This is a genomic window from Arenibacterium sp. CAU 1754 (assembly GCF_054482635.1).
This window is the reverse complement of record NZ_JBTLRG010000004.1, coordinates 25490-39835: the sequence shown is the minus strand read 5'-3', so window position 1 is coordinate 39835 and position 14346 is coordinate 25490. Positions and strand designations below refer to the sequence as shown.

The 14346-nt window shown below is 61.2% G+C and carries 15 protein-coding genes and 2 tRNA genes; 9 read left to right on the top strand and 8 right to left on the bottom strand.

The window, feature by feature from the left end; translation table 11 throughout:
- The first annotated feature begins 81 nt into the window (after positions 1-81).
- The 7 genes from trpB to ACXYMO_RS14825 all read left to right on the top strand — a co-directional run bounded on the left by trpB (position 82) and on the right by ACXYMO_RS14825 (position 5201).
- Positions 82-1317, top strand: a complete 1236-nt coding sequence (gene trpB, locus ACXYMO_RS14855; RefSeq protein WP_458879513.1) for a tryptophan synthase subunit beta — start codon at positions 82-84, stop codon at positions 1315-1317.
- A 270-nt stretch (positions 1318-1587) separates the two neighbouring features.
- Positions 1588-1660 (top strand) — tRNA-Gln (locus tag ACXYMO_RS14850).
- A tRNA-Lys gene (locus ACXYMO_RS14845) sits at positions 1661-1733 on the top strand.
- A gap of 412 nt (positions 1734-2145) precedes the next feature.
- Entirely contained in the window at positions 2146-3291 is a 1146-nt protein-coding gene (locus ACXYMO_RS14840) for a slipin family protein (RefSeq protein ID WP_458879512.1), read from the top strand.
- Between the two features lie 215 nt (positions 3292-3506).
- Positions 3507-4091 carry a hypothetical protein gene (locus ACXYMO_RS14835; protein ID WP_458879511.1) on the top strand — a complete coding sequence of 195 codons (585 nt, stop codon included), beginning with the start codon at positions 3507-3509 and terminating at the stop codon, positions 4089-4091.
- 110 nt (positions 4092-4201) lie between these two features.
- Positions 4202-4696, top strand: coding sequence for a hypothetical protein (locus tag ACXYMO_RS14830; RefSeq protein ID WP_458879510.1), 495 nt, complete (start codon positions 4202-4204; stop codon positions 4694-4696).
- Between the two features lie 16 nt (positions 4697-4712).
- Positions 4713-5201: a helix-turn-helix transcriptional regulator gene (locus ACXYMO_RS14825; RefSeq protein ID WP_458879509.1), complete on the top strand. Its 489-nt coding sequence runs from the start codon at positions 4713-4715 to the stop codon at positions 5199-5201.
- Positions 5202-5215: 14 nt separating this feature from the next.
- On the opposite strand, the gene ACXYMO_RS14820 is transcribed toward ACXYMO_RS14825, so the two are convergent.
- The 5 genes from ACXYMO_RS14820 to ACXYMO_RS14800 all read right to left on the bottom strand — a co-directional run bounded on the left by ACXYMO_RS14820 (position 5216) and on the right by ACXYMO_RS14800 (position 9346).
- On the bottom strand, positions 5216-5584 hold the full coding sequence (locus tag ACXYMO_RS14820; protein ID WP_458879508.1) for a DUF2237 family protein: 369 nt from the start codon (positions 5582-5584) through the stop codon (positions 5216-5218).
- 10 nt (positions 5585-5594) lie between these two features.
- Entirely contained in the window at positions 5595-6758 is a 1164-nt protein-coding gene (locus ACXYMO_RS14815) for a serine hydrolase domain-containing protein (RefSeq protein ID WP_458879507.1), read from the bottom strand.
- Positions 6759-6811: 53 nt separating this feature from the next.
- Positions 6812-7855, bottom strand: a complete 1044-nt coding sequence (locus ACXYMO_RS14810) for a DUF2332 domain-containing protein (protein WP_458879506.1) — start codon at positions 7853-7855, stop codon at positions 6812-6814.
- On the bottom strand, positions 7852-8547 hold the full coding sequence (gene pth, locus ACXYMO_RS14805; RefSeq protein WP_458879505.1) for an aminoacyl-tRNA hydrolase: 696 nt from the start codon (positions 8545-8547) through the stop codon (positions 7852-7854). The genes ACXYMO_RS14810 and pth overlap by 4 nt, the downstream gene beginning before the upstream one ends.
- A 136-nt stretch (positions 8548-8683) precedes the next feature.
- On the bottom strand, positions 8684-9346 hold the full coding sequence (locus ACXYMO_RS14800; RefSeq protein WP_458879504.1) for a 50S ribosomal protein L25/general stress protein Ctc: 663 nt from the start codon (positions 9344-9346) through the stop codon (positions 8684-8686).
- A gap of 134 nt (positions 9347-9480) precedes the next feature.
- Between ACXYMO_RS14800 and ACXYMO_RS14795 the strand changes: the two genes are divergently transcribed.
- Entirely contained in the window at positions 9481-10632 is a 1152-nt protein-coding gene (locus ACXYMO_RS14795) for an MFS transporter (RefSeq protein ID WP_458879503.1), read from the top strand.
- Here the strand turns inward: ACXYMO_RS14795 and ACXYMO_RS14790 are convergent.
- From ACXYMO_RS14790 to trpA, 3 genes are all read right to left on the bottom strand, one after another.
- Positions 10616-11236: a sulfotransferase family protein gene (locus ACXYMO_RS14790; RefSeq protein WP_458879502.1), complete on the bottom strand. Its 621-nt coding sequence runs from the start codon at positions 11234-11236 to the stop codon at positions 10616-10618. The genes ACXYMO_RS14795 and ACXYMO_RS14790 overlap by 17 nt on opposite strands.
- Positions 11237-11240: 4 nt before the next feature.
- Positions 11241-12407 carry an alpha-hydroxy acid oxidase gene (locus tag ACXYMO_RS14785; protein WP_458879501.1) on the bottom strand — a complete coding sequence of 389 codons (1167 nt, stop codon included), beginning with the start codon at positions 12405-12407 and terminating at the stop codon, positions 11241-11243.
- Positions 12408-12552: 145 nt separating this feature from the next.
- Positions 12553-13344, bottom strand: a complete 792-nt coding sequence (trpA, locus tag ACXYMO_RS14780; protein WP_458879500.1) for a tryptophan synthase subunit alpha — start codon at positions 13342-13344, stop codon at positions 12553-12555.
- Between the two features lie 158 nt (positions 13345-13502).
- On the opposite strand from trpA, the gene ACXYMO_RS14775 reads away from it, so the two are divergent.
- Positions 13503-14297 (top strand): SDR family NAD(P)-dependent oxidoreductase, encoded by a 795-nt coding sequence (locus ACXYMO_RS14775; RefSeq protein ID WP_458879499.1) that lies wholly within the window; start codon positions 13503-13505, stop codon positions 14295-14297.
- Positions 14298-14346: the final 49 nt, after the last annotated feature.

Here is a 14346-nt window from a genome sequence, read left to right as displayed (position 1 = left end):
CAGGGCATCTTTTGGGCTGGAAAACTCCGGTGCGCTCCCCTATCCACATGGGGTCATGATCCCACGCGGAGGGCACGCGCAATGAACGATCTTTTTAATTCTTTCATGACCGGACCGGACGAAAACGGCCGGTTTGGTGATTTCGGCGGGCGGTTCGTGTCCGAAACCCTCATGCCGCTGATCCTGAGCCTTCAGGAAGAGTACGAAAAGGCCAAGACCGATCAATCCTTCTGGGACGAGATGGACGATCTGTGGGCGCATTACGTCGGCCGTCCCAGCCCGCTGTATTACGCGGACCGCCTGACCCAGCACCTAGGCGGGGCCAAGATTTACCTCAAGCGCGACGAGTTGAACCACACCGGCGCGCACAAGATCAACAACGTGCTGGGCCAGATCATCCTTGCCCGCCGCATGGGCAAGACCCGGATCATCGCCGAAACCGGTGCCGGTCAGCATGGCGTGGCCACCGCAACCGTCTGTGCCAAGTTCGGTCTGAAATGTATCGTCTACATGGGGGCGCATGACGTCGAACGTCAAAAGCCCAACGTATTCCGCATGCGCCTTTTGGGGGCCGAAGTCATTCCCGTCACATCCGGGCGTGGCACGCTCAAGGACGCGATGAATGATGCGCTGCGCGACTGGGTGACCAACGTGCGCGATACCTTCTATTGCATCGGTACGGTGGCCGGGCCGCACCCGTACCCGGCCATGGTGCGCGATTTTCAGGCCATCATCGGCAAGGAAGTCCGCTGGCAATTGGCCGAGCAGGAAGGCGAAGGTCGCCTGCCCGATACCGTGATCGCCGCCATCGGCGGTGGATCGAACGCCATGGGCCTGTTCTATCCCTTCCTTGATGATCCCGACGTGAACATCATCGGGGTCGAGGCCGGCGGCAAAGGCGTCAACGCAAAGATGGAACACTGCGCCTCGCTCACCGGCGGGCGACCCGGCGTTCTGCACGGGAACCGCACCTATCTGCTTCAGGATGACGACGGGCAGATCCTGGAAGGGTTCAGCATTTCGGCCGGTCTGGATTATCCTGGCATCGGACCGGAACACTCGTGGCTGCACGATATCGGCCGTGCCCAGTACGTTTCGATCACGGATGTCGAGGCCCTGGAGGCGTTTCAACTCAGCTGTACGCTGGAAGGGATCATTCCCGCGCTGGAGCCCAGCCACGCATTGGCCCATGTGATGAAGATCGCCCCCGACCTGCCCAAGGACCATATCATCGTGATGAACATGTGCGGACGGGGCGACAAGGACATCTTTACCGTCGCTGCTGCGCTGGGGTTCGAGATGGAAGAAAAAGATTGAAACTTTTGCAATGATCCGACCCCGGATCTGAACGGATGAAGCAGGCCCTACGTGGCCTGCTTTTGCATTTGTTGCGCAAGTGGGTAATTTTGTTGCGCGCGAGCCACAGGCATTTCCCTACCGAAATCAGGTTTTGCGCGAATCCGCCAATCGCCCGTATCAAGCGCATCCGTTTTGAACGAACCCATTCATGCGGTTGGAGGTGATCACTCCACCGGTGCGGCCCGCCCTTCGGTGCCCGTATGCCTGAGGGGCAAGGGATAAATGGACTGCTTTGTAGCTCAGTAGGAAGAGCACTGGATTTTGGTTCCAGCCGTCGGAGGTTCGATTCCTCCCTCAGCACCTGAATGTAGCTCATTAGGTAGAGCAACAGACTCTTAATCTGTGTGTAGCGGGTTCGACTCCCGCCATTCCGAATGGAAAAGCCGAGAGGCCTGTGGGTTCGAGTCCCACCGATTGTGAAAGATCGCAAACATCTATTCGGGTCCGGGACCGTTCCAGCAGGGGCGGTTTGGCGCGGCGCTGCCCCTTGGGGGACGGCATCGCAAAGGGCCTGCACCTGCTCTGGTCACTGGCCGGGATGGGGATGATGACATCGCGCGTTATCTGGCCGGGACGGGTGGGTTTCGATCCGCCCCATGCCCCGCCTGTGGCCTGTGCTGTCCGCTCTCACCGCCCCCACCGGCGACCATGGCGCGGCGCGGTTCCGGGTCTTTTCCTACTTCATATCGAGGCATCACACCTGTGGGCATATCGCCCCAACCCCATGAAACCAAAAGGAGATCGCGCTTTGCGACGACGATAGGACAATAAGAAAAGGAGACGACAATGGAACTGATCAAACGAGTGATCGACACACTGACCGGGCATACCCGTGTCACGCTGATGGAAACCGAACGCATGCTGGTGCTGGAAAAAGGGCGCTTTGACGCGATCCTTGGACCAGGCGAGCACCGGCTGAAACGGCGCGGTATCCTGCGTGAGGTGCATAACCTGGACCGTCTCCGTTTCGTATCGCCCTATGACCGGGCGCTGTTCCGGGAGCGGCCGGACCTGGCCGGGGCACACCTGACCGAGGTGCGCGCAGCCGAAGGCGAGGTTATGGTGGTCCTGCACGAAGGGCGCCCGCACATGGTGGTCAAACCCGAAGGCCGGGCGGTGTTCTGGACGGACGCTGGCCCGTGGACGGTGGAACGCCATGGCGTGGGGGACACGCTGGCCCTTCCGGTGGCACTGGCAAAACGGCTGGTCACCGCCGGGCTGACGGATGAGTTCACGGCAACCGAAGTGGCCGAAGGCCATGTCGGGATGCTGACAGTGGATGGGAACGCGCGCGGGCCACTGCGCCCGGGGACCCATGCCTTCTGGAAGCTGGGCCGCCACGTGGCGGTCAAGCACGTGGACACCCGCTGGCGGGCACATGACGTGACGGGGCACGAGATCCTGACCAAGGACCGCGTGACCATCCGCGTCAACCTGACCGCTGCGTTCCGGGTTGTTGATCCCGAATGTGCCGTGACGGCGGTAAAGGACTTTGACGAGGCGCTCCATCGCGCCCTGGCACTGGCCTTTCGTAAAACGCTGGGTGCGCTGACGCTGGACCGGCTGCTGGCCGAGAAAGTGTCGGTCGATGCCGAGGCAGCCGAAACCGTGCGGGCCGAAATGGCCGCTATCGGGATCGAGCTGGGCGATATCGCGTTGAAGGACGTGATCCTGCCGGGCGAGATGCGCGACATCCTGAACAAGGTTGTCACCGCCGAGAAAGAGGCCGAGGCCAACGTCATCCGGCGCCGCGAGGAAACGAACGCCACCCGTTCGCTTCTGAACACGGCCAAGGTAATGGCCGACAACCCGGTGATGCTGCGTCTGAAGGAGCTTGAAGCTCTGGAGACGATTGCCGGAAAGGTTGAACGCCTGACCGTGCACAACGGGACCGAGGGGCTGATGAGCGACTTGGTCCGACTGCGCAACTGAAAACGGGCCGTCCCGGTGATTTCCGGGGCGGTCCATCTCTGTAGCCCTGCATATATGGCCGGAACCGGCGCATAAACCTGAGGTATATGCGCCTTTACCTGCCGTTTATGGCGGTTGGAATAAACCCCTGTCAGATTGTGCGTGACCGCATCTACCACATTTTGGGTCACAGGGCGCTGCATCCTGCAGGCCTTAGGATCGAGAAAGGAAACGTCATGAACAAGACAGTCAAGCTCTCAGCAGTGGCAGTACTCATGGGAAGTACGGCGCAGGCCGCCATGGGGGTTGCACCCTTTGGCCTGAACACCGACGATGCAACTGTGTCTCAGGCCGTCAGCCAGGCTCAGGACATCGCGCCGGATGCTTTCGTGGTCGAAGTGCGCGGCATCGACGACAACAGCTATGATGAATCCGATGAGTCGGATTCGGACGAAGGCGACGATAGCAGCGACGATGGAAATGAAGGCGACGACAGCAGCGACGAAAGTGACGACAGCAGCGACGAAAGTGACGACAGCAGCGATGAAGGCGACGACAGCAGTGACGAAGGCGACGACAGCAGTGACGAAGGCGACGAAGGCGATGACAGTGGCGACGAAGGCGATGATGGCGGCGACGACAGCGAAGGCGACGACGGTGGCGACAGCGGCGAAGGCGACGATGGTGGTGACAGCGGCGAAGGCGACGATGGTGGTGACAGCGGCGAAGGCGACGATGGTGGTGACAGCGGCGAAGGCGACGATGGTGGTGACAGCGGCGAAGGCGACGATGGTGGCGACAGCGGCGAAGGCGACGACTGAGGCCTGGCGTCAGAACCAACCGGTGTGACCTGCCGGGATCAAAAAACAGGGACCCGCAGCCTTTTGCGGGTCCTTTCGTGTATAGGGTGAAAATGCTCAGAAAGTTTTCCTTGACGGTTGCTTTGGTGATGGCGGGCCTCCCGGCGCGGGCGGAAGATGTGCAATCCAACATCATCGAGCAGCTGCGCGAACAGGGATTTAGCAAGATTACCGTGTCGCGCACCCTGCTGGGACGCGGGCGTATCATTGCCAAAAGCCGCAACCTCACGCGCGAGATCATTTTCCACCCGACCACTGGCGCGATTCTGCGCGATTACTGGACCGAACAAGACGGCGGCGAACCGCGATTTGGCATCGTCGACCTGGGCCGCAGATCGAAAGACGACGACAACCAGGACGCCAGCGACGACGGCGATGAAGGCGACGATAGCGGTGACGACGGTGACGACAGCGGCGATGAGGGGGATAGCAGCGGATCCGGCAGCGGCGATGACGGCGACGGAGAAGACGGCGGCGACGACGGCGAGGGCGACGACGGTGGAGACAGCGGCGAAGGCGACGACGGCGGCGACAGTGGCGAAGGCGATGACGGTGGCGATGACTGAACAAGGGCCGTCTTGAATGAAGAGCAAACTCGCTATAGTCGCCATCCTGATCGTGCAGATATTATGCGCGGGTTTTTTCGTTTTTGATATCGGCGTGACGATGCTGGGCCTGCCGATCGTGCCCATCAACTGGACCTTTTACGAACTGATCGAAATCAGCGCCGCCGTTGGCCTGATCTGTGGGGTGATCCTGGGGGCGGTGGCGCTGCGCTGGTCGATGGTGCAATCCGCGCATGCCAAATCCCAGTTGCGCGCGGCATCGGGTGCCTTCATGGAATTGCTGCAAGACCGGTTCGCCGAATGGGAACTGACCCCGGCCGAGCAGGACGTGGCGCTGTTTTCGATCAAGGGCCTGTCCACACAGGAAATCGCCCAGATGCGCCAGACGTCCGAAGGCACGGTCAAGGCACAGACCAACGCGATCTACCGCAAGGCCAAAGTGAGCGGGCGGCCCCAACTTCTGAGCTTGTTCATCGAAGATTTGATGGACGGGCCGCTGACCTGAAAACACCCGACGGGTCAGAGGCCGTGTTTTTCCAGAATTTCCAGTGGAACAATGTCGAGCGCACGCCGATGCGTTGCGGCAAGGTTCACTTTGGGGCCACAGCCTTCGTCGGCGGACTGCAAAAACCGGGCCGCGCACAGGCACCAGTGATCGCCCGGCTTCAGCCCGTCAAACCCGAATTCCGGGCGCGGGGTGCTGAGATCATTGCCGACGTATTTTGAAAAGGCCAGGAATTCGTCCGTCATCACCGCGCACACCGTGTGGCTGCCCTGATCCGCAATGCAGGTGTTGCAATGCCCGTCCCGGAAGAACCCGGTTATTGGGCTCGTCGAACAGGGCACAAGCGGCTGGCCCAGCACATTGACGCTTTCCTCTGGTTCCATGGGTCATCCTTTACAGGCTGTCGGCGATCCGGCGCAGCATAACGATATTGGCCTCATTCACGCCGTCGCCCCGAAAACCACGATCTGCCGCCGTCACGACGATGACCACGCCCTTTGACTGATCAATATAGAGATACTGCCCGTAAATGCCACGCCCGGTGAATTCGCCGGCATGGCCATCTGCCGGGACCCACCATTGATACCCATAGCCCATGTTGCCATCGTCGGTGGGCGCACTGGGCGTGGTGGATTGGGCGATCCAGTCCTGCGGCACCACCTGCGTGCCGCCATATGCGCCATTCTGCAGAATCATCTGACCAAACCGGGCATAGTCGCGCGTGGTCAGGTTGAGCCCGCCCAGAACAAAGGCCACCCCGGCCCCATCGGTCACGTAATAGGCATCCTGTTCCTGTCCCAGCGGCGCGATGATCTTCTCGGCCAGAAGGTCGGGAACACTGCGCCCGGTCGCGCCGCGAATGATCATGCCGATCACATGGGTGTCGATGGACACGTATTTCCAGGTTTCGCCGGGCCGTGCGAATGTGTCCCGCAGCGCGGCGGCAAAATCATCCAGCTTCCCGCCCAGGGCAACGACGCGCCCCATGCGGTTGATGTCGGAATCATAGTCCAGATAATCCTCGTCAAAGGTCACACCGCTGGCCATGTTCAACACGTTGCGGACGCTGGCCCCGTCATAGGCACTGCCGGTCAGCTGCGGGGCGTATTGCGTCACCGGATCGTCCAGCGACGCGATTGCGCCTTCTTTCAGCAGCACACCGAACAACGCCGAGAGATAGCTTTTGGCGATCGACCACGAAATGCGGCGGTCCTGCGCCGTGGTGCCGCGAAAATATTCTTCATATCTGACTTTGCCGTCTTGCAGGACCAACAGGGATGTGACCGCCCGGTCGGTGATCCAATCCTGCACATCTGCGGCCAGTTTGGTCTCTGCGCCATGGGGCAGGGGGCTGGTGGGCAGCGGGCCGCGCGGGATTGGCACGGTCAGAAAGGCCGCGTCCATGTTGGAAAAGTTCGCTACGATTTTTTCCTCGGAAAAGAGCGAATTCACGGCCATCAGGCGGGTGATTTCTTCGCGTTTCCAGACCCCGATGCCCGCCGCGACGAGGATTAGCGCGAATATTCCGCGGCCCAGCCATTTCCCGAATGTGCGCATGATGTCCCCCCGACTGGGTGCATCTGACCGCGCCGCCGGATTCGAGGCAAGCGTTAACGTGGCGGCAGGCCGCTTTCGGCCCATTCCACCCATCGTCCATGAAAATCCGCCCGGCCCAGTGGAATTGTCTGACCGCCGGGCCACAGGCGCAGGGTCAGCGCCGCGCCATGCGGCGTGTCATCCGCCTCAAGACCCAGCCAGGCCAAGGGGCGGTCAGTGCTGGCCCGGGCACCGGCAGCGGCGATCAGGGCATGGCCCCTTTTCTGCCGTTCCGGCGGGAAATACTGCCAGGCGATCGTGTGATAGATCAGGTGCACACATCCATCGGGCTGATCGGTCAGGCGCTGGTCCAGCCAATCGACCGCATCGGCCCGGTCCACCTGTGCCTTCTGCACGGCAATGGCCGCGCGGGTCAGGTCGGCGCGGTGCGGCTGGTCCGGCCAGAGATAGGCAAACAGGCGCAACGCCTGATCCGGGTCATGAACGTCCAGCGGATTGAGATCGACGCCAGCGCGGTTTTCGACCCTGATGTTTGCTGGCGCGGGCATCGCTCCGGTCCAGTCCGGTTTCAGAGTCAGCGCCGCATCGGCCGGACCAAGGCGCCCCTGGTCCGTTTCCAGCGCAAACCGGTCCCACATCAGGTTCAGTCCGCCGCTCGCCCCAAGTTCGGAGATCATGAAGGGCAGGTCGAACCGGGTGGCCAGCACATGTGCTGCCGGGATCAGGGCCGCGCTGCGGCGGACCTCGTTTGTCTGGGGCGCGTTATCGATCCAGTCGGTCATGAACTGGCTGTGCCGCTCCAACGCGCCAAGAACGGCGGCGGTCAGGTCGGCGTCGGGGACATCGTTCGGCGGGTAGGTCGCGATCAGGGCCGCGTCCTGACCTGTCAGCACCAGCGCGTGCAACCCGCCAGCAATGCGCAGGGGAAGAGAGGCCCCATTGGGTCCCAGATCCCCGCTCCAGAGGGCGCATTTCTGGGCCAGGGACGTGGTGGCGGGCCAATGATGCGCAAGCAGGGTCAAAAGGCGTTCCATAAAAGGCGATCCCAGGCGCGCGCAGGACCGGGCCTGTTCAAGAAACGCCTGATGCAGGGTCACCGGAACCGATCCGCAAGCTTTTGCAGTGGCGAGCGGGTGTCCGGGGCAGGGTTTGGGTCTGCCTTTGGCGTTTGTGCGCTCGGTTTCGGGGCCCGGTCCTGCTTGGGGCTGGTTGATGACCTTGGAGGTGCCGTGCGCAGCGCCACCGCATTCATAAACTTGCCACTGTCGCCTTCGGCCAATTGCGCCGCCCCGTCGGAAATACCGCGCATCAGGTCATCCAGCCAGTCTTCGTCGGCCTTGCTAAAATCATGCAGAACGTAGTGCGCAACCAGGTCCTTGCGGCCCGGATGGCCGATCCCCAGACGCACACGGGCATAATTCTCGCCAATGTGGGCGTGGATCGACCGCAGGCCGTTGTGCCCCGCATGGCCGCCGCCCTGTTTGACGCGTACCTTGCCGGGGGCGAGGTCCAATTCATCGTGGATGACGATCACATCCTCGGGCTCCAGTTTGTAAAAGCGCATCGCTTCACCCACCGACTGTCCCGATTTGTTCATGAAGGTTTCCGGTTTCAGCAACAAAACCTTTTCACGGCCCAACCGGCCCTCGGTCAGGACGCCCTGAAATTTTGACTTCCAGGGGCCAAACCCGTGATCGGCGGCGATCCGGTCCACTGCCATAAAGCCGATGTTGTGCCGGTTCCGGGCGTATTTTGCGCCAGGATTCCCCAGGCCAACAATCAGTTTCATGGTGCCTCTCCCGTTCAATGCGTCAGGCTGATCCAAGTCATGCCCTGAAACGGGCGGAATTTCCAGTTCCCGCAGGGTAAAGAAAAACGGGGCCCGCCGGGCCCCGTTAATGACAAACCGCGATGTGACGCAGTTCTTATTCTTCTGCTTCGGCCGCTGCTTCTGCTTCTGCTTCGGCCGCTGCTTCTGCTTCGGCTTCTTCTTCCTCTTCGCTCTCGGACGAGCGCAGACCCGACGGGGCCGAGACGCTGGCAATCACGAAATCGCGGTCGATGGTCGGCTTGGCGCCTTCGGGCAGGTCAACCGAAGAAATCGTGACGTTGTCACCAATTTCCAGGCCCGACACGTCGATGGTGATGTGATCGGGGATGTCACCTGCAGTCACGATCAGTTCCACTTCGGGACGGATCAGGGTTAGAACGCCACCCATTTTCAGGCCGGGTGATACGTCCTCACCGGTCACTTCGACCGAAATGAACAGGTTGATCTTTGTCGAACGGCGCAGGCGCATGAAATCGACATGCGTCGGCAGGTCCTTGACCACGTCACGCTGAACGTCACGACAGATCACGCGAACGTCGTCCTGACCGTCAACCTTCATGTTGAACAGGGTCGACTTGAAACGACCATCTTTCAGTTTCTTGAACAGAACGTTGAAAGGGATGTTGATGGGAAGCGGATCAGTGTCGCCACCAAAAACGATACCCGGAACCATGCCTGCGCGGCGTGCCTGACGAGCGGCGCCCTTGCCTGTCCCCGTCCGTTCCTGGGCGATAAGATCTGGGATCTCTCCGGCCATGATAATTCTCCAATTGTAAGGGCGGGCATCCTCCAAGGCTGTATGCCCGCGTGAAGCCGCGCGTATAGACCAGCTTTCCCCGGTTGAAAAGAGTTTTCCTTGCCCGTGTCCGCCTTGCGTGCCAAGGCAGCATCATGGGGTTCATTCACGATATACGGGACAGCCGCGCAACGCTGTTGGCCTTTGTTGCCATGGGGCTTGTCTGGGCCTGTTTCGGTGCGCAGGTTCCGGTGATCAAGGCCCGGATTGGCGCTGACGATGCGGCCTTTGGCCTGTCGTTCCTGATTTCCAGTCTGGGGGCCCTTGCCGCGATGTGGCTGGCGCCGGTGGTCGACCGCAAACTGGGCGCGTTATCCGTGCTCGCGGCCAGTGCTGCGATGGGGATGCTCTTTCTGATTCCCGCCGTGTCCGCGGGTCTGTGGCTGTTCACGTTCGGGATGTTCCTGGCGGCGGCAGCGTCGGGCACGTCCGACATCCTGATGAATGCCCGCATTTCCGAGGCTGAGGCCGTGCGGGGACGGCCCTTGATGAACCTCAATCACGCCATCTATTCCTTTTCCTATGCGGGCGGCGCGGTTCTGACCGGTTTCGCGCGCGAGGCGGGGTGGAGCCCGCTGGCGATATTTGGCGTGGTCGGGGCGTTGATCGTTGTGATCAGCCCGGCGATGTACCGCCCCCATCGGCGTAACGCCGGAGGGGCGGACGGCGGTTCGCTTGTCTCGGGCAAGGTTCTGGTGTGGATGGGCGGGCTGGTGTTTCTGGTCGGGTTCATGTGCGAGCAGGCCGTCGAAGGATGGTCGGCCCTGCATATCGAACGCACGCTTGGCGGCGGCGCGGCACAAGGCGCGCTGGGACCGGCGGTTCTGGGGCTGACCATGGGCATTGGGCGACTGTTCGGACAGATCATTGTGAAACGGGTGACGGACACGACAATGATTGCAATCGCCTGCATTGTGTCTGCCTTCGGTGTCACGCTTGCCGCGTTGGCGCCAACCATCCCATTGGCTTACGCCGGGTTTGGCATAATGGGATTGGGCGTTTCTGTGGTCGTGCCCCTGGCCATGGGGTTCGTGGGGCGGGTGGTGCCCGAAGATGAAAGGGTCGCGGCCATAGGGCGCGCGTCGGTCATTGGCTATGGTGCCTTTCTGGTGGGGCCCAGCATCATCGGCATAACATCGGACCGGTTCGGATTGCGCGTTGCGTTCCTGCTGGTAGCGGCGATGCTGGTGATGGTTTCGGTAGTTCTGGTGCCGATGATCGCGCGGCGGATCAGGTCACGGGGGTGATCAATTCGCCATCGGCCTCGATCACCCGGTCATAAAGGGCGAATTCATCCGCCCGCGCCGCCCTGAGTTTTGCCCGTGTCTTGGGCTCAAGCTCCGCAGGAACGCGGGGTGAGACGTTCTTTTCCTTCAGGGTGACCGGCTCATCGAACCGGTCGGACAGAAAATTGATCAGGCGGGTCGGGCGCTCGTGGGCAAAAAGGTGATGCACCAGAACCTCGCCCTTGCCCGAGGTGAGCATGCTCCACTGGCTGCCAATCCCGGCATAGGCGGGGGGATCGTCCGAAATGACCTGCCGCACAAATTCGTCAAAGCTGACGCCATCGGTGCTGAATTCCGACCCCTGTTTCGCCTCACGCGCGCGATAGCGATACCAGCTGCGAATTTGCTCTTCCGGTTCGCGGATCACGGCAAACCGATCCGGGCGCACGCCGAATTCCTGGTCCAGAAACGGCGCAATGCGGTTGTGAAACCGTTGCGCTGTTATGTGCTTGCGCCGCTTGGTAAAGAGGATGTCCGCCTTGGGTTTCAGCGCCATCGCAATCGCGGTGGACCCGGTTTTGGGCACCGCGATAAAGGCCAGCGACTGGGCAGAGAAAATCAGCATGGACCTAGTCTTGCCATGTCCCTTCGAACCCTTGGGGGATCAGCAGGTTGTGCCGGCCAAGGTTTTTCACGTTGGTTTCCCCGCACAGGGCCATGGTCATGTCCAGTTCCTTGCGGATGATTTCCAGCGCGGTGGTCACGCCCTTTTGTCCCATCGCGCCCAGACCATAGACGAACGAGCGCCCGATATAGGTTCCCGTCGCCCCCATGGCCAAAGCCTTGAGAACGTCCTGACCCGACCGGATGCCGCTGTCCAGATGCACCTCAATATCGCCGCCGACCGCGTCCATGATCGGCGCCAGCATGCGAATGGAACTCAGCGCTCCGTCCAGTTGGCGGCCGCCGTGGTTGGACGCGACGATGGCGTCAGCCCCCAGCTTGGCGGCCATTTTCGCATCTTCGGCGTCCAAGACCCCCTTGAGGATGACCTTGCCGCCCCATTGTTCCATCAGCTTGCCGACCTTGTTCCAGTCCAGCGTCAGATCGAACTGTTCCGCCGTCCACGCGCCAAGGGACGAAGCATCGGAAATACCTTCGACGTGGCCCACGATATTGCCGAAGTTGCGCCGTTTCGCGCCAAGCATTTCGATGCCCCAACGCCATTTTGTCATCAGGTTGGCAATGGTTTTCGGGGTCAGCTTGGGCGGGGCGCTCAGACCGTTTTTCAGATCCTTGTGCCGCTGGCCCAGCATTTGCAGATCCAGCGTGATCACCAGCGCCGAACACCCGGCATCCTTGGCCCGCTGGATCAGCCGCGCGGTATAATCCGTGTCGGTCATCGTATAAAGCTGGAACCAGAAGGGTTTGGTGGTCGCCTCGGCCACATCCTCGATCGAGTTGATCGACATGGTCGACAGGGTGAAGGGCACGCCAAATTCCTCGGCGGCCTTGGCGGCCTTTATTTCGCCGTCGGCATGTTGCATGCCCGTCAGCCCCACCGGGGCGAGCGCCACCGGCATGGCAACGTCCTGACCGATCATCTGGCTTGCAGTGCTGCGCCCGGACATATCCACGGCCACACGCTGACGCAGGCGGATTTGGTCGAAATCGGTGGTGTTTTCCCGAAACGTCTGTTCGGTCCAGCTGCCGCTTTCGGCATAATCAAAGAACATCCGCGGCACGCGCCGTTCATAGATGCGTTTCAGGTCCTGGATGTTGGTGATGACTGGCATGGGTGCGCCCCTTAGACATTGGTCAATTCGGATTACCAATGCCGGGGATGTTTCTCAAGTGAGCATTCTGCCCATGGTGCCGGGACGATAGATCAGGCTGAACCCGATCCGACACGCCTGTGCCGTGTCGCAGGTCCCTGCCGGATCAGGCCGAATGGGCGCCGTCGGCCAGCGATTTGACGAATTCCAGAACCTCTGCCACCGGTTTGCCATCGGCAATCTTGGACACGATGGCCGACCCGACAACGGCGCCATCCGCAACGCTGGCGATATTGCGGGCCTTTTCCGGGGAATTGATCCCAAAACCAACAATAACGGGCAGGTCCGATGCGGCCTTGATCCGTGCGACATCGGGCGCGACATCGTCGGCATTTGCTTCGGCCGATCCGGTGATACCGGTGATCGACACGTAATAAACAAACCCCGATGTGTTTTGCATGACGCGGGGCAGGCGTTTGTCGTCCGTGGTCGGCGTCGCCAGACGGATAAAGTTCAGACCGGCCTCTTGCGCGGGAATACACAGTTCGGCGTCTTCCTCGGGCGGCAAGTCAACGATGATCAACCCGTCGATACCTGCGACCTTGGCCTGTTCGAGGAATTTGGGCACGCCCCGCGAATAGATCGGGTTGTAATAGCCCATCAAGACAATCGGTGTCGTATCATCATTTTTGCGGAACTCGGTGGCCAGGGCCAGCGTCTTGTTTAGCGTCATGCCACCATCCAATGCACGTTGTCCGGCCAGCTGAATGGTCGGGCCATCGGCCATCGGGTCGGTAAAGGGCAGCCCCAGTTCGATCACATCGACCCCGGCGCCAGGCAGTCCCTTGACCACCTCGAGCGAGGTTTCGTAATCGGGATCGCCCGCCATCACATAGGCGACAAAGGCCTTTTTACCCTGGGCTTTGAGATCGGCAAACTTGGCTTCGATGCGGGTCATGGGCTGGCTTCCTTCTGGTTCTGCCTGCCATGCCAAAACCAGCCGGGGAAATCAATCTACCTTGTGCACCTGCAGGGCGTGGCAAATCGCTTTCCTTGTTGTGCGGGATCGGGTTTCTTGGCTGCAACCGAATGGTGCCGAAGGGGGAGATTGGCAAAATGACGGATTTCGAGGGACGTGTCGCATTGGTCACCGGATCGGCCACGGGGCTGGGGCGGTCAATGGCCACAAAACTGGCCGAGCGGGGGGCATCGCTGATCGTGAATTATTCACGCTCCTCTGCCGAGGCCGAAGAATGCGCCGATCTTTGCCGCGCGGCGGGTGCGCAGGTCAGCGTGGTTCAGGCCGATGTCGCCAACCCGAACGATTGCAAGACGTTGGCCGCCGCGGCCGCGCCGCACGGCCGATTGGACATCCTGATCAACAACGCCGGCATCACCCGACACGCCAAGGACCATTCCGACCTCGATGCGCTGTCCAAAGACGATTTCATGGACATCTACGCGGTCAACGTTGTCGGCCCCTACATGATGTTGCAGGCCTGCAAACCGATGCTGGTCGCCACATCCGAACAGACCGGGCGGGCCAGTTCCGTGCTGAACACCTCGTCCATAGCCGGGATAAAAGGCATCGGATCGTCGGTGGCCTATGCCGCGTCCAAAGGGGCGCTCAACACGATGACCCTGTCGCTGGCCCGCGCGCTGGGGCCCCATATCCGCGTCAACGCGGTGTGCCCCGGTTTCATCGGCACCCGGTGGTTCAGGGACACGATGGACGAGGCGGCATTTGCGCAGGTCACCCGCTCGATCGAAGCGGCAACGCCACTGGCCGCCGCCTCGGGGCCGGACGATATCGCCGATGCGGCGCTGTTTTTCGTCTCGGACGCGGCGCGCCACGTGACCGGTGAAACCCTGTTGGTGGATGCAGGAATGCACTTGGGGATGCCACGATAGCCTGCGCTCGATGCCCACAGGTGCTTGCGCCTTGGCCGCCCTGTCACTA